The sequence below is a fragment of the Leisingera sp. ABM4_103 genome (genome assembly GCF_056158685.1).
On sequence record NZ_JBSWTU010000005.1, the window covers coordinates 2,619,513 to 2,640,587 of the forward strand.

The window sequence follows — 21,075 nt, forward strand, 5'->3', positions numbered from 1 at the left end:
CGCTTGCGCGGCGCCCGGCCCAACTGCGGGGCCCATCCCCGCGGGGATGGGCTGGAGCAGGCGGGAGCGGCTACGGGCGGCCTGCCAGCCTTAGCGTCCGTTTCCGGTTTATTCACCACCTTCGGTTAATCTTGTGCCGGATGAGCAGATCCGGGCGCGCGGGCCCGGTGCGGATTTACGGGAGACAGCAGCGTGAGCTTTACGCCTTATGTGTTCGGCACGGGCATTGCCGGTTGGACGTTCCTGCAGCGGACCCAGGCGCAGCAGCAGGAGGTTTTCGAGAAATCGCCTGTTCTTGACCGGACGGTGCAGGACTTTACGCAGAGGATCACCAGCATCCAGTCGGCGGACCAGTTGCTGGACGACTACAACCTGCTGAGCGTGACCTTGGGGGCCTTTGGCCTGGATGAGGACATCAACAACCGGGCCTTCATCAAGGAGGTGCTGGAATCCGATATGAGCGATCCGCTGGCGATCGTGAACCGGCTCAACGACAGCCGTTACCAGGCTCTGGCGGAAACTTTCGGCTTTGGCAGCTCTGACGGCCCGAAGCTTCCCAGCGCCAGGGCGGAGAATGAATTTGCCGGTATCAGCACTGCCGATGATCTGCTGTCAAACGGCACCATGCTGCGCAAGGCGCTAGGCAACGTCGGGCTGGAAGGCTTGGAAAACAATCAGTTCTTTTTGCAGAAAGTGCTGGAGTCCGACCTGGCGGACCCGGAGTCCTTTGCCAACAAGCTGTCTGATCCGCGCTATGCCGAGTTTTCAAGGCAGTTCAACTTTGGTCAGGCGCCGGAATATGAAAACAGCATCGAGGCGCTGGTCAGTGAATTCAACGAGCATACCGGTGGCATCGCCAGTGCCGACGATCTGCTGGCGGATGAAGACCTGCTGCAGGCCGTCATCGAAACGTTCGATCTGGAAAGGACCAACCCGGATTTTCTGCGGCGGGTCCTGGAATCGGATACCACGGATCCCGATTCCTTTGTGAACCAGCTGGAGGACACGCGGTACCTTGCGGTGTCCGAGGCCTTTGGCTTTGGCTGGCCGGACATCAACGCGATGAGCGATCCGGAGGAGCTGCTGTCGAACGCAGCGCTGCTGGAGCATGCGCTGGACACATTCAACGTCAGCAACCGGGGCGAGAGTTTTTTGCGCCAGGTGCTGGAGTCCGACCTGTCTGATCCGAATTCCTTCGTCAACCAGCCGGAGAACCTGGCCTATTACGATTTTGCCGACGCCTTCCAGAACGAGTGGCCTGAACATGTCAGCAAGATGCAGGTGTTTTCGGATGAAATCTCGGACAAGCTGGGCACCTTCACCGACCCGCGTGAGCTGGTCTTTGACCTGAGCCTGTTTGAGGCAACGCTGGACCTGTTTGGCCAAAGCAAACGGAGCACGGATTTCGATACGGTGATCCGCGCCTTCGAGTCCGATCTGTCGTCCAGCATTTCCTATGCGAACCTGCACTATGACACCGGGCTGAAGGCGATGACGAATGCCTTTTCCTTCAACAAGGGCGAGACAAGCCGGGAGTATCCGGACGGGTTTGCGGAGGAACTTGCAGAGCTCTACACCACCCGCCAGTTCGAGATTGAAATCGGCAACTCGGATCCGAATATGCGGCTTGCGCTGGCGCTGGAGCGCGAATTGCAGGACGTGGCGGATGCAGGCGGCAGCGAGAACGCCCATTGGTACAACATCATCGGGTCGCCGCCGTTGCGGACCGTATTTGAAACGGCGCTGGGCCTGCCGTCCGGCATCGGGCAGCTGGATATCGAGCGGCAGCTGGTTGAAATGAAGGACCGTGCCTACTCAGCGTTCGGGACAACCCATCCGGCGGACTTTCTGGAACCCGACATGCTGGACCAGTTCCGCAGGCGTTTCCTGCTGATGAGCGACCTCAATAGCTTCTAGGGGTGCGGCCGCCGGGCGCGGCAGCGCCCGGCCGCGCCCAACTGCGAAGGGCAATCTTTGATTGCCCGTGAGCAGGCGGGAGCCCCTGCCTGCCAGCGGTCCTATTTCAGCGCGCGCCAGCCGATGTCGCGGCGGAAGAAGCCTTGGGGCCAGTCAACTCCGTCCACCATCGCATAGGCGCGGTCGCGCGCCTCCTGCAGCGAGTTGCCGCGGGCGGTCACGTTCAGCACCCGGCCGCCGACGGCCAGCACCTTGCCGTCCTGCTCCTGGGTGCCCGCGTGGAACACCATGTTGCTGCTGTCCTCGGGCAGCGCGTCCAGCCCCTTGATTTCAGAGAACTTCTCGTAAGACCCCGGGTAGCCTTCGGCCGCCATCACCACGGTGATCGCATGGTCATCACCCCAGTTCACCTGCGCTTCGCCCAAGCGGCCCTCAGCCGCGGCGTGCATCAGGTCGAGAGCCTGGGCGCCGAGGCGCATCATCAGCACCTGGCATTCCGGGTCGCCGAAGCGGACGTTGTATTCCACCAGCCGCGGCTGGCCGTCCTTGATCATCAGGCCCGCGTACAGAACGCCCTGATAGGGCATGCCGCGCTGTGCCATCACCCGCATGGTGGGCTTCACGATCTCTTCCATCGCCTTGGCCTCGACCTCTGCCGACAAAACCGGCGCGGGGGAATAGGCGCCCATGCCGCCGGTGTTGAGGCCGGTGTCGCCTTCGCCGACGCGCTTGTGGTCCTGGGCGGAGCCGATCGCCAGAACGTCCTCGCCGTCGACCAGCACAAAAAGGGAGGCTTCCTCGCCTTCCATGAATTCCTCGATCACCACCTCGGCGCCGGCCCCGCCGAAGGCGCCGCCGAACATGCCGTCGATGGCGGCAATGGCCTCCTCGTCGGTCATGGCGATGATCACGCCCTTGCCGGCCGCCAGACCGTCAGCCTTGACCACGGTCGGCGCGCCATGCTGGCGCACATGCGCCTTGGCGGCGTCCGCATCGGTGAAATGGCCGTAGGCAGCGGTGGGGGCGTTTGCCGCGTCGCAGATTTCCTTGGTGAAGCTTTTGGAGGCTTCCAGCCGGGCCGCCGCCTCGGAGGGGCCGAATACCAGGATGCCCGCCTCGCGCAGCCGGTCGCCGACCCCTGCGGCCAGCGGCGCCTCGGGGCCGATGATCACAAAGTCGATGGCGTTTTCCTCGGCAAAGGCGGCCACGGCGCCGCCATTTTCGATATCCAGGGCGGCGCAATCGGCGATCTGCGCGATGCCTGCGTTGCCCGGCGCCACGATCAGCTTGTCGCATTTGGGGTTCTGCATCACCGCCCAGGCCAGGCTGTGTTCGCGCCCGCCGCTGCCGAGGATAAGGATGTTCATCTGCGTGTTCTCCGATCTGCCTGAGCCGAGAGGCATCCCGGCGCTGTCCGGGGCTTGCCTTGCTTGCGGCGCGTTCTATGCTGCGCGCGACTTCAAAACAAGACCGGCCAAAGGCCGCAGGAGAGCAGCCCCCGATGTCTGACCTGTTTGACGACCCAGCCCCATCCGACCGGCCCGGGCAGAACGCCCCGGAATTCACCGTTTCCGAGATCTCCGGCGAGGTGAAGCGCACGCTGGAGGGCACCTTTGGCCGCATCCGGGTGAGGGGCGAAGTGGGCCGGGTGTTCAAGGCGCGCTCCGGCCACTTGTACTATGACATCAAGGACGACCGCTCAGTGCTGGCCTGCACCACCTGGAAGGGGCAGATCAGCGGGTTGTCGGTGGTGCCGGAGGAAGGGCTGGAGGTGGTGGTCACCGGCCGCCTGACCGCCTTTGGCGCGCAGTCCAAATACAACATGAACGTCGACGAGGTGGCTGTTGCGGGCCAGGGCGCGCTGATGGCGCTGCTGGAAAAGCGCAAGAAGCAGCTGGAGGCGGAGGGGCTGTTTGCGCCGGAGCGCAAGAAGCCGCTGCCCTACCTGCCGCAGATCATCGGGGTGGTGACCTCGCCCTCCGGCGCGGTGATCCGCGATATCCTGCACCGGCTGCGCGACCGCTTCCCGCGCAAGGTGCTGGTCTGGCCGGTCGCTGTCCAAGGGCAGAACTGCGCGCCCGAAGTGGCCCGCGCCATCGAAGGGTTCAACCGGCTGACCCCGGGTGGCGCGCTGCCGCGGCCCGATCTGATCATCGTCGCCCGCGGCGGCGGTTCGATCGAGGATCTGTGGGGGTTCAACGAGGAGATCGTGGCGCGGGCGGCCGCCGCCTCGCAGATCCCGCTGATCTCTGCCGTCGGGCATGAGACCGATACCACGCTGATTGATTTCGTCTCCGACCGGCGTGCGCCGACGCCGACCGCGGCGGCAGAGCTTGCAGTACCGGTGCGGCTGGAGCTGATGGCCTGGTCCGAGAACCAGGGCGCGCGGCTGACCCGTGCCGCGGGGCAGGCGGTGCAGCTCAGGCGTCAGCGGCTGAACGATCTGGCCCGGGCGCTGCCAAAGCCGGACACGCTGCTGGAAACTCCGCGCCAGCGGCTGGACCGGATTTCCGACCGGCTGCCCGGTGCGCTGATTTCAGGCGTTCAGCGGCGACGGGTGCATCTGAGCGAAACCGCGGCCAGCTTGCGTCCGGCCACGCTGAGGCAGCTGGTTGAGGGGCGGCGGAACCGGCTGCAGAACCTGTCGTCGCGGCTGAGCCTGCGGCCGATCCAGCGGGAAATGGCGGCGCAGAAAGACGCGCTGGGACGGCTGGCGCAGCGGCTGGATGCGGCGCAGGCCGCGCGTATCGACCGCCAGCGGCAGGCCCTGACGGCCACCGGACGCCAGCTGGAGATCCTCAGCTACAAGGCGACTTTGGAACGCGGCTATGCGGTGGTGCGCTCGGGCGAGGAGATCCTGACCACCAAGGCCGCCGCCGCCAAGGCCGGCGCGCTGCAGATCGAGTTTGCCGACGGCACGCTGGATCTGGAGGGCGGTGCGCCTGCGCCGGCTGCAAAGAAAGCGGAGCCGAAACCGCCGGCGGAGGGCGGCGGCAGCCAGGGCTCGCTGTTCTAGCGGCTTGCCCGGTCTGAAGGCCTGAAACGCTGCATCCGGTTTCAGGTGCCCACCTCAGGGCCGTAACACAGCATCTCCTCCCCGACGTCCTCGGCCTCGTACAGTTCCGTTGAGGCCGGGTCGTTCTCGAACCGGGCCGTCAGCCCGCCGGGCGTGAGCTCGAAGGTCCAGCATTGCGGATCGTCGCGGTTTTCATAGACGAAACAGATCTGGCCGGCTTCCTCGTACCAGCTGCCTTCCTGGCATTTGCCGTCAAGGAAGGACCAGATCACCCTGCGGTTTGGCAGGTAGCGCTCGACCCCGTACATGGAGCCGCCAAAGCCGTAAAACAGCGTCCGGCCCTGGGTGTAGCGGTCGAATTCCGCAGCCCCGAGCGGCTCGCCCGCCGCCAGCGGGGCGGGCAGGGCTGCGAGCAGGAGAATCATCAAAGAGCGCATGGGACCACTGTGCCTCAGGACCGGGGCCTGCGCCAAGCGTTGGCTGCGGGCTGGCAAGGTATCCGGACAGGCTCCCGCGGGGTCACCTTTGACCGCACGCCGGGTCAAAGGACAGAGTGCCCGGAAAAGATGAGGGGAGGCAGAACATGACGGCGGAACTGGCATTGGGTGCTGCGGCGGCGGCCTGCGCGCTGGTCTATCTGTTTTTGGCCGCGCAGCCGCCCGGGCTGCTGCGCAGCGTGCTGAAGACCGCTTCGGTTGCTTTGCTGGCACTGGCGGCGCTGCCGGCCGGGGCGCCAGTGCTGCTGGCGGTGGCGCTTGGCTTGTGCGCGCTGGGCGATCTGTTCCTGTCGCGTGACGGCGAGGGGGTGTTCATGGCCGGCGTTGGCGCCTTTGCCGCCGGGCATCTGGCCTATGCGGTGCTGTTCCTGACCCGGGCGGACAGCGATCCGGCGCGGCTGGCAGAGATGCCGGGGTCAATGATTGCGGCGGGGCTGCTGGTGCTGGGTCTGGTGATGGCGCGCGTTCTGGCGCCGCGGGCAGGCGCGCTCAGAGGGGCGGTTCTGGCCTATATCCCGGTCATCCTCGGCATGGGGGCGGCGGCGCTGACGCTTCCGTTTGGCAATTGGGTCTTTGCGGCGGCCTGTGCTTTCATGCTGTCGGATATGGTGCTGGCGGCGGAAACCTTTGTCCTGGCGCAGGACCACCCGCTGCGTCGGATCACGCCCTATGCGGTCTGGCCGCTTTATTGGGGGGCGCAAGCGGGCTTTCTGGCGGCATTTTCCTGAGGCGGGCGGCGCCTTGCGCTTTGCACTCCGGTGAATTCCGCATTAGGTGAGGTGCAGACCCTTTTGCGGAGACCAAGATGGCGTTTTTCTCAAAGCTCAAGGAGCGGCTGTTCAAATCCTCCTCCAAGCTCGAGCAAGGGCTCGACGCGATTGTCGAGGAGGGTGCGGACAGCAGCGCGGCTGAGGCCGCAGAGGCTCATGCTGAGGCCCTGGCAGAGTCCCCGGCGGTGACACCGGAGCAGCCTGCGCCTGCACCGGTTCCGCAGCCGGAACCCGTGGTTGAGCCGGAGCCCGAGCCCGCGCCGGCACCGCAGCCGGTCGCGGCCCCCAAGCCTGCGCTGCAGCCTGCTCCGGAGCCGGAGAAGAAGTCTCCGGGCCTGCTGGGACGCCTGATGGGACGCAGCGCTGCGGCGGAACCGCGCCGGGCGCTGGATGACGACATGCTGGAGCAGCTGGAAGAGCTGCTGATCGCCGCCGACATGGGCGTTGACACCGCGCTGCGCGTCACTGCCAACCTGGCTGAGGGACGGATGGGCAAGAAGGTCTCCAGCCGCGAGATCAAGGAACTGCTGGCGCAGGAAGTGGCGCGCATCATGGAGCCGGTGGCCAAGCCCCTGCCGATCTATGCAAAGCGCCCGCAGGTGGTGCTGGTGGTGGGCGTGAACGGCTCCGGCAAGACCACCACCATCGGCAAGCTGGCCAGCCAGTTCAAAGGCGCAGGCAAGAAGGTGGTGATTGCCGCAGGCGACACCTTCCGCGCCGCCGCTGTCGAGCAGCTGCAGGTCTGGGGCGACCGCGCGGGCGTGCCGGTGCTGACGGCGCCGGAAGGTTCCGATCCGGCCTCGCTGGCGTTTGATGCCATGACACGCGCGCAGGAAGAGGGCGCGGACCTGCTGATGATCGACACCGCGGGCCGGCTGCAGAACCGTGCCGACCTGATGGAGGAGCTGGCCAAGATCGTCCGCGTTATCCGCAAGAAGGACGAGACCGCGCCGCACAATACCCTGCTGGTGCTGGACGCCACCACCGGCCAGAACGCGCTGAGCCAGGTGGGGACGTTCCAGCAGCTGGCCGATGTCTCCGGCCTGGTGATGACCAAGCTGGACGGCACCGCCAAGGGCGGTGTGCTGGTCGCGCTCGCGGACAAGTTCGGCCTGCCGATCCACGCCATCGGCGTGGGTGAGCAGATCGACGATCTGGCACCGTTTGATCCGGAGGAGTTCGCGGCAGCCCTCACAGGCTTGGAAAAGACCTAATCCTTCATTCATCTGGCTGAAAATATCCCGGGGGTCCGAGGGCAGAGCCCCCGGCGCTCTCCTCCCGCGCAAAGGCATTTGATTTGAGCGATTGGCTGATCTCCCTGGAAGGCACCGAGGCCGGGCATCAGGCGGCGCTGTTTCTGGCCATCTGGGCGGCCTTTCTGCACGCGGTGTTCGGGGCACTGCAAAAGGGGCGGCATGATCCCTGGCTGTCACGCGGGGCGATCGACTTTTGCTACTGCGTGATGGCGGCGCCGTTTGCGCTGTTCGTGGTGCCCTGGCCGGAGCCGCATATGTGGCTGATCTTTGCCGTCGCCTGGGGGATCCACGTCTTCTACAAGCTGTTTCAGGCGCTGGCCTATACCAAGGGCAGCTACACGGTGGTTTACCCGGTGGTGCGCGGGACCGGGCCGCTGTTCACGGTGATCGGTTCGTTCTTCCTGTTCGGAGAGGTGTTCACCCCGGTGCAATGGCTGGGAGTGGCGGTGCTGCTGGCAGGGATCTTTGGCTTGGCGGCCTATAACTTTGTCTTCCTGGAAGCGAACCGCGACACCTTCGGGGTTGCACTGCTGTTTGCCTTTATCACCGGGTTGTTTGTGGCCGCCTACACCACATATGACGCCTATGGCATCCGGGCGACGGCGGATCCCTTCACCTTCCTGGCGTGGTTTTTCATGATCGACGGCCTGGTGTTTCCGGTGATTGCCTTCACCCGCTGGCGGAACATGCCGGAACCGCCCGCACCCGGACCGCTGATGGTCAAGGGGTTCTTTGGCGGGCTGGTCGCCTTTGCGTCCTTTGGCGCAATCATGCTGGCGACAAGGCTGGACAAGGTGGGGGAGGCCGCGGTGCTGCGGGAGACCTCTACCGTGTTTGCCGCCCTCATTGGCTGGCTGGTGCTGAAGGAAACCGTGGGGCCGCGGCGGATCGCGCTGATGGCTTTGATCGCCCTGGGCGCCGTGATAGTGGAAATGGGCGGCTGAGACCGCCGCGAGAGCATTGAGGAGGCCCCATGGCCGCGAAGAAGATCAACCCGACCCTTAAGATGGTGCTGGAACTGGGCCCGATTGTCCTGTTCTTCATCGGCTATCTGAAGCTGAAGGATGAGGTGTTTCTGATCGGCGGCAGCGAGTACAAGGGCTTCATCGTCATTACCGCGGCGTTCATCCCGCTGATGGTCGCCTCAACGCTCGCCTTGTGGAAGCTGACCGGGCATTTGTCGCGGATGCAGTTTGCCACGCTGATCCTGGTGGTGCTGTTCGGCGGCATGTCGGTGTGGTTCAACGACGACCGTTTCATCAAGATGAAGCCGACGATGCTGTATGTGCTGTTCGGCGGATTGCTGGGGATCGGCCTGATGCGGGGCCAAAGCTGGCTGAAGGTGGTGATGGAGGAACTGATGCCGCTGAAGCAGGAGGGCTGGATGATCCTAACCCGGCGGCTGTGTGCATTCTTCTTCGGGCTGGCGGTGGCGAATGAGCTGATCTGGCGCACCCAGAGCACCGAGGCCTGGGTCTATTTCAAGACCTTCGGTCTGCCGGTTGCGATGTTTGCCTTCTTCATGTTCCAGGGGCAGCTGTTCCAGAAGTACGGCGACGAGGAAGAGGCCGGCCCGGCGGAGTAACCGGGGGCAGCAGGGGCGGGGCTCCCGCGCCTTGGCGCATCATCAAAGATGAAGCGCAAAGTCTTGGGCCCGGCAGCGCACCTGCGGTGCGCTGCGGTTGCGCTGTTTAGCGGGTTTGCCCGAAAATCACTTCCTGTGCCCTTGTGTCGGACCGGTCCCCGCGCAGATCCGCGTGCAGCGCGCGGCCCGCGATGACGCCCGGGCGGGACCACATCAGTTCCAGCCAGCGGGCCAGATGCGGTTTGTCGTCCAGTGTCTGCTGCTGGCCCTCCCACAGCGAGGCCCAGGGCCAGATCGCCATATCGGCAATCGTGTAATCCTGTCCGGCAACATACTCATTCTTCGCCAGCTGCCGGTCCAGCACGCCGTAGAGGCGGGCGACCTCAGAACGGTATCGGTCTTGGGCGTAAGGGAGGTCCTCCGGTGCATACTTCAGGAAGTGATGCGCCTGGCCTGCCATCGGGCCGAGGCCGCCCATTTGCCACATCAGCCATTGATCCACGATGAGCCGCGCGCGTTCGTCCGCGCCGTAAAACTGCCCGGTCTTGCGGGCAAGGTACAGGAGGATGGCGCCGCTTTCGAACAGGGAGACCGGCGCGCCGCCGGGGCCGTCCGGATCCACAATGGCGGGCATCCGGTTGTTGGGGGAGATCTTCAGGAATTCCGGCGCGAACTGGTCGCCCTTGCCGATGTCGATAAGGGTGACCTCGTAAGGAAGCCCCATCTCCGCCAGCGCGATGGAGATTTTCCAGCCGTTCGGGGTGGGCCAGTAGAAAAGCCGGATCGGGTCCTGCATCGCGTGCCTCCGTCTGTTTGCCCGGCCACAGGAGCATGAGGGGTGCGGGCAGGCAAGGGGCACTGGCACTCACATCGGTGTGACCTGGGGGACGGCGGCGGCTTGACCGAATCCCGCAAGATGCGTAAAGCCCCTGCATCACATCGTGGCGATTTGTTACCGGATTGCGGGCCACGTTAAACAATCCCGCTAAAGAGGTCAGGACGTGAAGGACCCCCTTTCGCTTGGCCGATCGGGGGTTTTTTGTGCGCTATGGGCGCGAGGAGACAGAAGATGAGCGACAACTGGAACAGCCGCACCAAGCTGGTTCACGGAGGCACCCGCCGCAGCCAGTACAACGAGGTGAGCGAGGCGATCTTTCTGACCCAGGGCTTTGTCTACGACAGCGCCGAGCAGGCCGAGGCGCGGTTCATCGAGACCGGCCCTGATGAGTTCATCTATGCCCGCTACGGCAACCCGACCGTCGATATGTTCGAAAAGCGCATCGCTGCGCTGGAAGGGGCCGAGGATGCCTTTGCCACCGCCTCCGGCATGGCGGCGGTCAACGGCGCGCTGACCTCGCTGGTGAAGGCGGGGGACCATATCGTGTCGGCCAAGGCTCTGTTCGGCTCCTGCAACTATATCCTGGCGGATGTGCTGGGCCGGTTCGGGGTCGAGGTGACGTTCATCGACGGCACCGATCTGGAGGCCTGGAAGGCAGCTGTGCGCCCGGACACCAAGGCGGTGTTTTTCGAGAGCATGTCGAACCCGACGCTGGAGGTGATCGACATAGCCGCGGTTGCGGAGATCGCGCATTCCGTTGGTGCCACAGTGGTCGTGGACAACGTGTTCTCGACCCCGGTGTTCTCCAATGCCATCGCGCAGGGTGCCGATGTGGTGATCTATTCCGCGACCAAGCATATCGACGGCCAGGGCCGGGCGCTGGGCGGGGTGGTGCTGGGCACCAAGGAGTATATCCGCGGCACCCTGGAACCCTATATGAAACATACCGGCGGATCGCTCAGCCCGTTCAATGCCTGGGTGATGCTGAAGGGGCTGGAGACACTTGCGCTGCGGGTCAATGCACAGGCGGAGACCGCGTTGGAAATTGCCGAGGCGCTGGACGGCCATCCGGCGCTGGAGCGGACCATCTATCCGGGGCTGAAGGACCACGCGCAAAACGCGCTGGTGCAGACCCAGCTGGGCGGCAAGGGCGGCACAGTGCTGTCGCTGGATTTGAAGGGCGGCAAGGAGGCAGCGTTCAAGTTCCTGAACGCAATGACCATCCCGGTGATCTCCAACAACCTGGGTGACGCCAAATCCATCGCCACCCACCCGGCGACCACCACCCACCAGCGCCTCAGCGATGAGCTGAAGGCGGAACTGGGCATTACGCCTGGCCTGGTGCGGTTCTCGGTCGGGCTGGAGGATGCCGGAGACCTGATCGCTGACCTGAAGGCGGCACTGGAGGCGGCGCAGGCCTGAACGCGGGCTTTCTCCCGCGTGCCCCGGCCGCATTCCGCTTGGTAACGGTTGAGCAACCGCTGCCCTTTGTGGTGCGGTGAGCGCATGGAGTTTGATTATGTTATTGCAGGCGGCGGCTCGGCCGGTTCGGTCATGGCGTCTCGCCTGTCGGAAGACCCCGGTGTTTCGGTCTGTCTGATTGAAGCCGGGGGCAACGGGCGCGGGCTCTTTGTCCGCGCGCCTGCGCTTGTCGCCGGGATGATCTCGGGGCGGCCCCGGATCAACAACTGGGCTTTCCACACTGAACCCCAGGCGGCGCTGAACGGGCGGCGGGGGTTCCAGCCGCGGGGCAAGGGCTTGGGGGGATCCTCGGCAATCAACGCCATGCTGTACGTGCGCGGTCATCCATCCGACTATGATGAGTGGGCGCAGATGGGTTGCGAGGGCTGGGACTGGGACTTTGTACTGCCCTATTTCCGCAAGGCAGAGCGCAACGCGCGCGGCGCCGACGGGTTGCATGGCGGGAACGGGCCGTTGCAAGTGGGCGACCAATCCGAGCCGCGCGCCATCACCCATGCCTATGTCGAGGCCTGCTCCCAGTCGCAATTGCCGCTGAGCGATGATTTCAACGGCCCGGTTCAAGAGGGCGCGGGGCTGTATCAGGTCACGCAGTTCCACGACGGGCCGCAGGCCGGGGAGCGCTGTTCCGCCGCTGCAGCCTATCTGCCGCCGCAGGTGCGGCAGCGCAGCAATCTTACGGTTCTGACCCGTACCCATGTGACGTGTATTCTCATGGACGGCAAGCAGGCCGCGGGCGTTGCCTGCAGGCGGCGGGGGCGCGCGCTCAGCATCAAGGCGCGGCGGGAGGTCATCCTGAGCGCCGGTGCTTTTGGCTCTCCCCAGCTGCTGATGCTGTCGGGGGGTCGGCCCGGAGGCGGAGCTGCGGCAGCAAGGTATTACGCCGGTTCATGTGTCCGAGGGCGTCGGGCAGAACCTGCAGGATCATCTGGATTATATCATCTCCTACCGGTCCAAGCGGCCGGACACGGTCGGCCTGAACCCGCGCGGGGCCTGGCAGATGGCGCGCGCCGGTCTGCAGTGGCGGCGGAACGGATCGGGGCTGTTTGCCTCGCCGATGGCAGAGGGGGGCGGCTTTTTCCGGACGTCGCCGGATCTGGAGCGTCCTGATATCCAGTTGCATTTCGTCGTTGGCATCGTGGATGACCACATGCGGAAGCTGCATTTCTCTCATGGCTATTCCTGCCATGTCTGCGTGCTGCGGCCTGCAAGCCGCGGCCAGGTCGGGCTTCATTCAGCCGATCCGGCTGCGCCGCCGCGCATTGACCCGAACTACTTGGGCGCGGCGTCAGATCTTGAAACGATGAAACGCGGCGCGCGGCTTATGGAGCGTATTCTGCAGGCGGAGGCGCTGGCGCCGTGGCGGGGCCGCACCCTGTATGAAACGGATGGCAGCGACGCCGCGCTTGAGGCCGATATCCGCAGGCGTGCCGACAGCATCTATCATCCGGTGGGAACCTGCCGGATGGGCAGCGGCGCAGATACCGTCTGCGATCTGGAAGGGCGCGTCCGGGGGCTGTCCGGGCTGCGCGTCGTTGATGCGTCGCTCATGCCGGCACTGGTGGGCGGGAACACCAATGCGCCAACCATAATGATGGCCGAGAAAATCGCCGCGGGGATGAGGCCATCCGGCGGGGCGTGAAACCGGCTGGCCTGGCCGCCTTGCGGGGCGGCCGGAAGGCTGTCCGTGCAGGCGCAAGTTCTGCCGCATTTGGCGGTTCCGTTTTGTAATTTGCCGCGTAACGGTATATGGGAGTAGCCTGCCAGTCCTTATATGGGCCCTATGATTTGGGGGAAACGCCGATGAACATTCACAACCGCGACGCCGCAGAGGCTCCGGACCGCGAGGCAGCCGCTGCCGCGCTGGATGTGCTGCGGGCCTGGGCCGGCATTGCGTCTGAGACAGAGATTGCCGAGCTGGACCCGGCCGTGGCGCGGCTGCTGCCGGGCCGTGAAGTCGGGAATTATCCGGATTTGTCGCGGACTTACCCCGAGGATTTCAAGTCGGACGAGGCCTATCGCGCGACGCTGCCCGACTTGCAGAACGGGCCGACCAGCCTGATCCGCGGCGCCAAGGAGCAGATCCAGCATGTGGGGATTTCGAATTTCCGCCTGCCGATCCGGTTTCATACCCGCGACGACGGCGACCTGACGCTGGAAACCAGCGTGACCGGCACCGTCAGCCTGGATGCGGGCAAGAAGGGCATCAACATGTCCCGGATCATGCGCACCTTTTACAAGCACGCGGAGCGCACCTTCAGTTTTGAGGTGATGGCGAACGCGCTGGATGATTACCTGAGCGATCTGGACAGCCCGGATGCGCGCATCCAGATGCGGTTCTCCTTCCCGGCGCGCGTTGAAAGCCTGCGCTCCGGCCTCAGCGGCTATCAGTATTACGACTTTGCGCTGGAACTGGTGGACCATGACGGGGTGCGTGAGAAGATCATGCATCTGGACTATGTCTATTCCTCGACCTGCCCATGCTCGCTGGAATTGTCGGAGCACGCCCGCCAGGCGCGCGGCCAGCTGGCAACGCCGCATTCGCAGCGCTCGGTGGCGCGGATTTCGGTGCAATCGGTGCCCGGCAGCGAGTGCCTGTGGTTCGAGGACCTGATCGAGCTGTGCCGCAAGGCGGTGCCGACCGAGACCCAAGTGATGGTGAAGCGCGAGGATGAGCAGGCCTTTGCCGAGCTGAACGCCGCCAACCCGATCTTTGTCGAGGACGCGGCGCGGCTGTTTTGCGAAGCGCTGCAGGGCGATGCCCGGATCGGTGATTTCCGGGTCGTGGCCAGCCATCAGGAGAGCCTGCACAGCCATGATGCGGTCAGCGTGCTGACCCAGGGCCCGCTGTTCAAGGCGATGAGCCTGGACCCCAAGCTGTTCTCTACTCTGATCCATCACGGCTGATTCAACTGCGGGACTGCCTGGTTTGCGGGCAGGTTTCCGCCGGATATGCGGCATTTTCTGCGTTGCCGCAATTTTTACGCCGCTGCGCAGAAACCCATGCTAGCCTGATCCGCGAATCCCCCGGTTATCCTGCCGGGGGGCAGGGGAGCTTGTGCGCAGGTGTCTGCAATTGACGGCCCGAATTCTGCTGTACCCGGCCCGGGGCTCATCCGGTGTCCGCTCCCCTTTACCCTTGCCCGGACCACACAGAACAGCCCCGGCGCGAGGCCAGTGCAGGACTTGAGGAGTATCAGATGACGAGCTTTCACCATATTGCCGGTTTGACGGCCAGGGCGCATGAATGGGCAGGGTTTGCAGCGGGCATGCAGCTGAAGCTGTGGCGCCAGGCGGCAGAGGCCGCGCTGCAGGCGCCCTATGAGCAGATGCGGATGGCGCATTCGATGATGGAAGCGCAACGGCGGCTGATGGGAGCAAACCCGGCAGCGGCAGAGACCGCGCCGGAAGCTAAAGCCGAACCGGCAGCGGAAGCCAAGGCGGCGGCCAAAACAGAACCCAAGGCAGACGCGAAACCTGAAGCAAAGGCGGAATTTGCAGCGGAGCCCAAGCCGGCAGCCGCAGAGCAGACGCAGGCGCGGACAAAGCCGGCTGCCAAGGCGGCCGGGAAATCCGCCGCGAAAAAGCCCGCGGCCCGCAAGACCGCGACCCGCAAGCCTGCCGCGCGGAAAGCGCCGGCACGTGCAAAGGCGGCAAACACGGCAGCCAAGCCGGAGCAGGCCAAAACGGCTGCGGCGCAGCCCGCAAAAGAGGCTGTGGATAATCAGGCCGCCAAGCAGGGCGGACCGGCTGCCGGGTCCGGGATGAAAGAGGCGCCTGCGGTGTTCCGCACGTCCTCAGCCCGCAAGGGCGAGCAAGAGCAGTCTGCCAAGTCTGTAGCGCAACCTGCAGCCAAAACCGAAGCGCCAAAAGCCGCAGCTCCGGAAGCCAAAGCGCCGGAGGCAAAAGCTGTGGAATCCAAAGCGTCTGAGGCAAAAGCTCGGGCACCCGAAGCGAAATCGCCGCAGGCAAAACCGCCGGCAGCGGAGGCAAAGGCACCGGCCAAGGCAGAGGCGCCCCAGTCCGCGTCAGCTAAACGCCCGCGCAAACCTTCGACACCGCCGCAGATGCCGCAGCGCAACGCTCCTGCCAAGAGCGGCAGCGGCGAATAGTGCCGCGCACTTGACACTTACCGCGCGGGGGGCCAACGCTGCGCCGCATGTTGGATCTCCGCCCGGTTGGGTATGTCATCGGCCTGCTGGTCGTCATTTTGGGAGCCATGATGGTGTTCCCGCTGCTGGTCGACCTGCTGGACGGCCGCGGTGAATGGCATGTGTTTCTGGAAAGCTCGGTGTTCTCGATCCTGGTTGGCGGCCTGCTGGCGCTGAGCTGTGCCAACGGGGTCAAGGAGGGGCTGAGCATCCGCCAGACCTTCCTTTTGACCACCACTGTCTGGCTGGCGCTGCCGCTGTTCGGGGCGATCCCGCTGATGCTGGGGGCGACCGAGCTGAGGTTTGTCGACGCCTTCTTTGAAGCGATGTCGGGGCTGACCACCACCGGATCGACGGTGATTTCCGGTCTGGATGACCTGCCGCGCGGATTGCTCTTGTGGCGCGGCATCCTGCAGTGGGTCGGCGGGATCGGCATCATTGTTGTGGCAATGGTGTTCCTGCCCGAGCTGCGGGTCGGGGGGATGCAGATCTTTAAATCCGAAAGCTTTGACACCTTTGGTAAAATCCTGCCGCGCGCGCAGGCGATCGCCAAGCAGATCTCGCTGATCTACGTGTCGCTGACCATGGCCTGCATGCTGGTCTACATGGTGATGGGCATGGGGCCGTTCGATGCGCTGGTGCATTCGATGACCACCATCGCCACCGGCGGCTTTGCCAATTACGATGCGTCCTTCGGGGCCTTTGCCGGGCCGGTCGAGTATGCCGCCTCCGTCTTCATGATCCTGGCCGCGCTGCCGTTCGTGCGCTATGTGCAGCTGATCAACGGCCACGGCACCCCGATGCTGCGCGACAGCCAGATCCGCGGGTTCTTGATGACGCTGGGCTTGCTGGTCGCGATTGCCACTGGTGTGCTGTATTACACGCGCCCGCACGGGGGCGAGGAGGCGCTGCGCTCGGCCCTGTTCAATATCACCTCGATCATGTCCGGCACAGGCTATGCCAGCGCCGATTACATGCAGTGGGGCAGCTTCCTGGTGATGATCTTCTTCTTCACCGGGCTGATCGGCGGCTGCGCGGGCTCGACCGCCTGCTCGGTCAAGATCTTCCGCTACCAGCTGCTGTTTGCCTCAATCCGCGGCCAGATCCAGCGCATCCGCTCGCCGCACGGGGTGTTCATCACCCGCTATGAGGGGCGGCCGGTGAACGCTGAAGTGCTGAGTTCGGTGATCTCTTTCTTCATGTTCTTTGTCGTCACTTTGGGTGTGGTGGCCTGGGCGCTGGCGCTGACCGGGCTGGATTTCGTCACCGCGGTGTCGGGGGCGGCCACGGCTGTGGCCAATATCGGCCCCGGCCTGGGCGATACAATTGGACCGGCCGGCAATTTCTCCACCCTCAACGATCCGGCGAAATGGATCCTGAGCGCGGCGATGCTGATCGGGCGGCTGGAGCTGATGGCGGTTTACGCCATTCTGACGGTGCGGTTCTGGCGCGGCTGAGCGTCCGCGGATTGGCAAAAATTGCGCAAGCCGGGAGTTGTGGCGCTTTGCCGCGCCGGAGGGGCGGGGTGAACCGCAGCTTCCTTGCCCGCAGGGCCTGCGCGCTCTTGCCCTCAAGGGGCCGCTCGCATATGAGGCACGGGACCGAAACCCGCAAGCGCAGGGAGACCCGTTCCATATGCCCGTACTTGTGATGAAATTCGGCGGCACATCTGTCGCCAACCTGGACCGCATCCGCCGTGCCGCCAAACGCGTCGGCGTAGAAGTGGCCAAGGGCTATGACGTGATCGTCATCGTCTCCGCCATGTCCGGCAAGACCAATGAGCTGGTGGGCTGGGTCGATGAGACCTCGCCGCTTTATGACGCGCGGGAATATGACGCCGTGGTGTCCTCGGGCGAGAATGTGACAGCCGGCCTGATGGCGCTGACGCTGCAGGAGATGGATGTTCCGGCGCGCAGCTGGCAGGGATGGCAGGTGCCGCTCAAGACCAACTCGGCGCACAGCCAGGCGCGGATCGAGGAGATCCCGCCGGAAAACATCCGCGCCAAGTTTGCCGAGGGCATGAAGGTGGCCGTCGTCGCCGGTTTTCAGGGCATCAGCCCGGAAGGCCGTATCACCACCCTGGGCCGCGGCGGCTCTGACACCACGGCAGTGGCCTTTGCCGCCTCGTTCGGGGCGGAACGCTGCGATATCTACACCGACGTGGATGGCGTCTATACGACCGATCCGCGGATTTGCGACAAGGCGCGCAAGCTGGATAAAATCGCCTTTGAAGAAATGCTGGAGCTGGCCTCGCTGGGGGCCAAGGTGCTGCAAACCCGCTCGGTCGAACTGGCAATGCGCTATAAGGTGAAGCTGCGCGTTCTGTCGAGCTTTGAGGAACAGTCCGACGAGGCCGGAACCCTGGTCTGCGACGAGGAGGAAATCATGGAATCCAATGTTGTGGCCGGTGTGGCCTATTCCCGTGACGAAGCCAAGCTGACCGTGCAGTCGGTGGCGGACCGCCCTGGCATCGCGGCGACCATCTTTACCACGCTCAGCGACGCGGGCGTGAACGTGGACATGATCGTGCAGGACATCTCCGAAGAGGGCCGCACCGACATGACCTTCTCCTGTCCGACCGATCAGGTTGCCCGCGCCGAGCAGGCACTGCTGGCGATCAAGGAAAAGGGCGAACTGAACTATGCCGAACTGCTGGCCGACCGTGATGTGGCCAAGGTTTCGGTGGTCGGCATCGGCATGCGCTCGCAGTCCGGTGTTGCGGCGAAGATGTTCAAGGTGCTGTCGGATGAGGGCATCAACATCAAGGTGATCACGACCTCGGAAATCAAGATCTCGGTGCTGATCGACCGCAAGTACATGGAACTGGCCGTGCAGGCGCTGCATGATGCGTTTGAATTGCAGAAAGCCGGCTGAAGCGCTGATCTGGCATAAAGGTTCGGAATTTTGCAAAGGCGCCGCTCTGGCGCCTTTGTTGTGTCAGGGCTGCCCTGCGCGGTAATTTGCGCAGCGCCTTGGCGGACTGCGCTGATTGCGGGCAATACTGCAAAAACACTTGGACTTTTCATCTTAGGGTGGGACAAGTGGGTGGAGGAGCGCGCGCTGGCGTACTACTCTGGGCGGTGTCCGTTCCAGAGCAGCAATCTGGACGGCAGCGTGCAGGGGGAAGACCTCGGGAGAGGGTGAGAATGTCCGATACGACGGAATCCGAAAGCAGGAAGCTTCTGGGCCGCTTGCGGGAGGCGATGGCGAGTGATGATGCCGGCCAGGCGCGGCTGGACAAGATCACCCATCTGATCGCTGACAGCATGGGAACCGAGGTGTGCTCGGTCTATCTGTTCCGCGATGACGAGACTCTGGAACTGTGCGCGACTCAAGGTTTGAACCGCGAATCGGTGCACCAGACCCGGATGCGGATCGGCGAGGGCCTGGTCGGCCGGGTGGCGCGCTATGGCAAAGTTGTGAACACGCCGGATGCGCCGAACGCCAAGGGCTTCCGCTATATGCCGGAAACCGGGGAGGAGCGGTATTCTTCCTTCCTCGGCGTGCCGATCCAGCGGCTGGGCGAGATGCTGGGCGTCCTGGTGGTGCAGTCCAAGGAGGCGCGTGAGTTTTCGGCGGACGCGGTCTATGCGCTGGAAGTGGTGGCGATGGTGATCGCCGAGATGACCGAGCTGGGCGCCTTTGTCGGCGAGGGCGCGGCGCTGTCGCCCTTGCACCAGCAGGCAGTTCTGATTCACGGAACTTCGGCCCAGGAAGGCGCGGCAGAAGGCAACGTGTGGCTGCATGAACCTCGGGTGATCGTGACCAACCCGATTGCCGATGATCCCCAGCGTGAGCTGGAGCGGCTGAATGATGCTGTCGAGGAGCTGCGGGTCGGTGTCGACAAGATGCTGGAAGTCTCCCGCAACGGCGACAAGGAGCAGTTGCAGGTCCTGGAAGCCTACCGGATGTTTGCCAACTCCAAGGGCTGGATGCGGCGCATGGAAGAAGACATCGCCCGCGGCCTGAGCGCCGAGGCGGCGGTGGAAAAGGAACAGTCGCAGGCCCGGGCCCGGATGTCGCAAGTTCAGGACGCCTATCTGCGTGAGCGGCTGAGTGATCTGGACGATCTGTCGAACCGGCTGCTGCGGATTCTGACCGGGCAGGGGGCCGACACGGGGGCAGACCTGCCGGAGAACCCGATCCTGATTGCGCGCAATATCGGGCCCGGCGACCTGCTGGAATACGGCCGGTCCTTGCGCGGGATCGTGCTGGAGGAGGGCTCCGTCGGCTCCCACGCGGCCATTGTTGCGCGGGCGCTGGCGATTCCGCTGGTGGTGAATGCCAAGCGCGTCACCACCGAGGCGCTGAATGGCGACCACATCATGGTAGATGGCGATCAGGGCGTGGTGCATCTGCGCCCCGACGAAACCGTCGTCGGCGCCTTTCGCGACAAGATCGCGATGCATGCGCAGGCGCAGGAGCGATATGCCTCGATCCGCGACAAGCCCGCGATAACCACCGACGGGCAGCGCATCAACATGGTGATGAACGCGGGCCTGATGGCCGACCTCCCGTCGCTGGATGGCTCCGGTGCCGAAGGGGTGGGGCTGTTCCGCACGGAATTGCAGTTCCTGGTCCGCAATCAGATGCCGAAACGCTCGGAACTGGTGGCGCTCTACAAGCGGGTTCTGGACGCGGCTCATGGCAAGCCGGTGGTGTTCCGCACCCTGGATATCGGTTCCGACAAAGTGCTGCCCTACATGAAGCCAACGGATGAGCCGAACCCGGCGCTGGGCTGGCGGGCGATCCGGGTGGGGCTGGACAAGCCGGGCGTGATGCGGATGCAGCTGCAGGCGCTGCTGCGTTCTGCTGAAGGCCGCCCGTTGTCGATCATGTTTCCCTTTGTCGCCCAGTTCGAGGAATACCGCGCCGCCAAGGCCGAGGTCGAAAAGACCATCGAGCGCGAGCGAATTCTGGGCCACGTGCTGCCTGCGGATCTGAAGGTGGGCGCGATGCTGGAAACGCCCTCGCTGGCCTATGCGCCGCAAAAGTTCTTTGATGAGGTCGCCTTTATCTCCATTGGCGGAAATGACCTCAAGCAGTTCTTCTTTGCCGCCGACCGTGAAAACGAACGGGTCCGCAAGCGTTATGACACGCTGAATGTGAGCTTTCTGAGCTTCATCGAGCGGATCGTCGAGCGCTGCGCCATCTCAGGCACGCCGCTCAGCTTCTGCGGCGAGGATGCGGGCCGTCCCGTGGAGGCCGTGTGCCTGGCCGCGATGGGCATCCGCACGCTGTCGATGCGCCCGGCCTCGATCGGGCCGGTGAAGTCGCTGCTGCTGCGGGTGGATCTGGGCGAGCTGCGCAAGATCATCTCGGACGCGCGCCACCGCGGCGATCAGGCGGTGCGCCCGGCGGTGATGGAGTATCTGCGGGGGCTGTGATCTGCGCCGGGCTGCGCGGCTGGCCCCGCCCGGAAAATGTGGCTGTGCGTGTTTCTTCCTTTCAGCGGCCCGGTGTCGGGATGCGGCGGTTTCCTGCGGCCATTTGCTTCAAGCTTAAAACTTTAGGCTTGAAGTTTTTTCGGACCCGCTTATCCTGATCTCCGTAATCAGCGCTGAGC

The 21,075-nt window shown here is 64.4% G+C and carries 15 protein-coding genes, 1 pseudogene and 1 riboswitch; of the genes and pseudogenes, 13 read left to right on the plus strand and 3 right to left on the minus strand.

Annotated features, from left to right (window positions below; translation table 11 throughout):
• Window positions 1–192: 192 nt before the first annotated feature.
• On the plus strand, window positions 193–1,917 hold the full coding sequence (locus ACXAED_RS14430) for a DUF1217 domain-containing protein (RefSeq protein WP_475050893.1): 1,725 nt from the start codon (window positions 193–195) through the stop codon (window positions 1,915–1,917).
• A 101-nt stretch (window positions 1,918–2,018) separates the two neighbouring features.
• Here ACXAED_RS14430 and purD read toward each other — a convergent pair whose 3' ends face one another.
• Window positions 2,019–3,284, minus strand: a complete 1,266-nt coding sequence (gene purD / locus ACXAED_RS14435; protein ID WP_475050894.1) for a phosphoribosylamine--glycine ligase — start codon at window positions 3,282–3,284, stop codon at window positions 2,019–2,021.
• Between the two features lie 134 nt (window positions 3,285–3,418).
• On the opposite strand from purD, the gene xseA reads away from it, so the two are divergent.
• Window positions 3,419–4,933 (plus strand): exodeoxyribonuclease VII large subunit, encoded by a 1,515-nt coding sequence (xseA, locus tag ACXAED_RS14440; RefSeq protein ID WP_475050895.1) that lies wholly within the window; start codon window positions 3,419–3,421, stop codon window positions 4,931–4,933.
• 41 nt (window positions 4,934–4,974) lie between these two features.
• On the opposite strand, the gene ACXAED_RS14445 is transcribed toward xseA, so the two are convergent.
• Window positions 4,975–5,370: a hypothetical protein gene (locus ACXAED_RS14445; protein WP_475050896.1), complete on the minus strand. Its 396-nt coding sequence runs from the start codon at window positions 5,368–5,370 to the stop codon at window positions 4,975–4,977.
• 146 nt (window positions 5,371–5,516) lie between these two features.
• Here ACXAED_RS14445 and ACXAED_RS14450 point away from each other — a divergent pair, with 146 nt between their 5' ends.
• The 4 genes from ACXAED_RS14450 (at window position 5,517) to ACXAED_RS14465 (ending at window position 9,041) form a co-directional block, all read left to right on the plus strand.
• The gene (locus tag ACXAED_RS14450) at window positions 5,517–6,158 is read left to right on the plus strand and encodes a lysoplasmalogenase (RefSeq protein ID WP_475050897.1); all 642 of its coding nucleotides are present in this window, start codon (window positions 5,517–5,519) and stop codon (window positions 6,156–6,158) included.
• A gap of 77 nt (window positions 6,159–6,235) precedes the next feature.
• Entirely contained in the window at window positions 6,236–7,414 is a 1,179-nt protein-coding gene (ftsY, locus tag ACXAED_RS14455; RefSeq protein ID WP_475050898.1) for a signal recognition particle-docking protein FtsY, read from the plus strand.
• A gap of 83 nt (window positions 7,415–7,497) precedes the next feature.
• Window positions 7,498–8,400: a DMT family transporter gene (locus ACXAED_RS14460; RefSeq protein ID WP_475050900.1), complete on the plus strand. Its 903-nt coding sequence runs from the start codon at window positions 7,498–7,500 to the stop codon at window positions 8,398–8,400.
• A 29-nt stretch (window positions 8,401–8,429) separates the two neighbouring features.
• Window positions 8,430–9,041, plus strand: a complete 612-nt coding sequence (locus ACXAED_RS14465; RefSeq protein WP_475050901.1) for an inner membrane-spanning protein YciB — start codon at window positions 8,430–8,432, stop codon at window positions 9,039–9,041.
• A 106-nt stretch (window positions 9,042–9,147) separates the two neighbouring features.
• Here the strand turns inward: ACXAED_RS14465 and ACXAED_RS14470 are convergent, their stop codons facing one another.
• Window positions 9,148–9,837 (minus strand): glutathione S-transferase N-terminal domain-containing protein, encoded by a 690-nt coding sequence (locus ACXAED_RS14470; protein WP_475050903.1) that lies wholly within the window; start codon window positions 9,835–9,837, stop codon window positions 9,148–9,150.
• A gap of 135 nt (window positions 9,838–9,972) precedes the next feature.
• A riboswitch (SAM riboswitch) is annotated at window positions 9,973–10,051 on the plus strand.
• Between the two features lie 59 nt (window positions 10,052–10,110).
• Here ACXAED_RS14470 and metZ point away from each other — a divergent pair.
• The 7 genes and pseudogenes from metZ (at window position 10,111) to ptsP (ending at window position 20,896) form a co-directional block, all read left to right on the plus strand.
• The gene (gene metZ / locus ACXAED_RS14475) at window positions 10,111–11,301 is read left to right on the plus strand and encodes an O-succinylhomoserine sulfhydrylase (protein ID WP_475050905.1); all 1,191 of its coding nucleotides are present in this window, start codon (window positions 10,111–10,113) and stop codon (window positions 11,299–11,301) included.
• An 84-nt stretch (window positions 11,302–11,385) separates the two neighbouring features.
• Window positions 11,386–13,000 (plus strand): annotated as a pseudogene (locus tag ACXAED_RS14480) (GMC family oxidoreductase).
• A 161-nt stretch (window positions 13,001–13,161) separates the two neighbouring features.
• Complete coding sequence (gene folE2 / locus ACXAED_RS14485) at window positions 13,162–14,265, plus strand: GTP cyclohydrolase FolE2 (protein WP_475050906.1); 1,104 nt, start codon at window positions 13,162–13,164, stop codon at window positions 14,263–14,265.
• A 293-nt stretch (window positions 14,266–14,558) separates the two neighbouring features.
• Window positions 14,559–15,470: a hypothetical protein gene (locus ACXAED_RS14490; RefSeq protein WP_475050908.1), complete on the plus strand. Its 912-nt coding sequence runs from the start codon at window positions 14,559–14,561 to the stop codon at window positions 15,468–15,470.
• A 47-nt stretch (window positions 15,471–15,517) separates the two neighbouring features.
• On the plus strand, window positions 15,518–16,966 hold the full coding sequence (locus ACXAED_RS14495) for a TrkH family potassium uptake protein (protein ID WP_475050909.1): 1,449 nt from the start codon (window positions 15,518–15,520) through the stop codon (window positions 16,964–16,966).
• Window positions 16,967–17,144: 178 nt separating this feature from the next.
• A complete protein-coding gene (locus tag ACXAED_RS14500; RefSeq protein ID WP_475050911.1) occupies window positions 17,145–18,383 on the plus strand; it encodes an aspartate kinase in 1,239 nt (412 codons plus the stop codon).
• A gap of 272 nt (window positions 18,384–18,655) precedes the next feature.
• A complete protein-coding gene (gene ptsP, locus ACXAED_RS14505; protein ID WP_475050912.1) occupies window positions 18,656–20,896 on the plus strand; it encodes a phosphoenolpyruvate--protein phosphotransferase in 2,241 nt (746 codons plus the stop codon).
• Window positions 20,897–21,075 lie beyond the last annotated feature (179 nt).

Excerpts from the sequence above, each read along its gene's own strand:
- ACXAED_RS14495 (WP_475050909.1), top strand. The coding sequence starts at position 15,518 with ATGTTGGATCTCCGCCCGGTTGGGTATGTCATCGGCCTGCTGGTCGTC.
- metZ (WP_475050905.1), top strand. The coding sequence starts at position 10,111 with ATGAGCGACAACTGGAACAGCCGCACCAAGCTGGTTCACGGAGGCACC.
- ACXAED_RS14445 (WP_475050896.1), bottom strand. The coding sequence starts at position 5,370 with ATGCGCTCTTTGATGATTCTCCTGCTCGCAGCCCTGCCCGCCCCGCTG.
- ACXAED_RS14500 (WP_475050911.1), top strand. The coding sequence starts at position 17,145 with ATGCCCGTACTTGTGATGAAATTCGGCGGCACATCTGTCGCCAACCTG.
- purD (WP_475050894.1), bottom strand. The coding sequence starts at position 3,284 with ATGAACATCCTTATCCTCGGCAGCGGCGGGCGCGAACACAGCCTGGCC.
- ACXAED_RS14490 (WP_475050908.1), top strand. The coding sequence starts at position 14,559 with ATGACGAGCTTTCACCATATTGCCGGTTTGACGGCCAGGGCGCATGAA.
- xseA (WP_475050895.1), top strand. The coding sequence starts at position 3,419 with ATGTCTGACCTGTTTGACGACCCAGCCCCATCCGACCGGCCCGGGCAG.
- folE2 (WP_475050906.1), top strand. The coding sequence starts at position 13,162 with ATGAACATTCACAACCGCGACGCCGCAGAGGCTCCGGACCGCGAGGCA.
- ACXAED_RS14470 (WP_475050903.1), bottom strand. The coding sequence starts at position 9,837 with ATGCAGGACCCGATCCGGCTTTTCTACTGGCCCACCCCGAACGGCTGG.
- ftsY (WP_475050898.1), top strand. The coding sequence starts at position 6,236 with ATGGCGTTTTTCTCAAAGCTCAAGGAGCGGCTGTTCAAATCCTCCTCC.
- ACXAED_RS14450 (WP_475050897.1), top strand. The coding sequence starts at position 5,517 with ATGACGGCGGAACTGGCATTGGGTGCTGCGGCGGCGGCCTGCGCGCTG.
- ptsP (WP_475050912.1), top strand. The coding sequence starts at position 18,656 with ATGTCCGATACGACGGAATCCGAAAGCAGGAAGCTTCTGGGCCGCTTG.
- ACXAED_RS14465 (WP_475050901.1), top strand. The coding sequence starts at position 8,430 with ATGGCCGCGAAGAAGATCAACCCGACCCTTAAGATGGTGCTGGAACTG.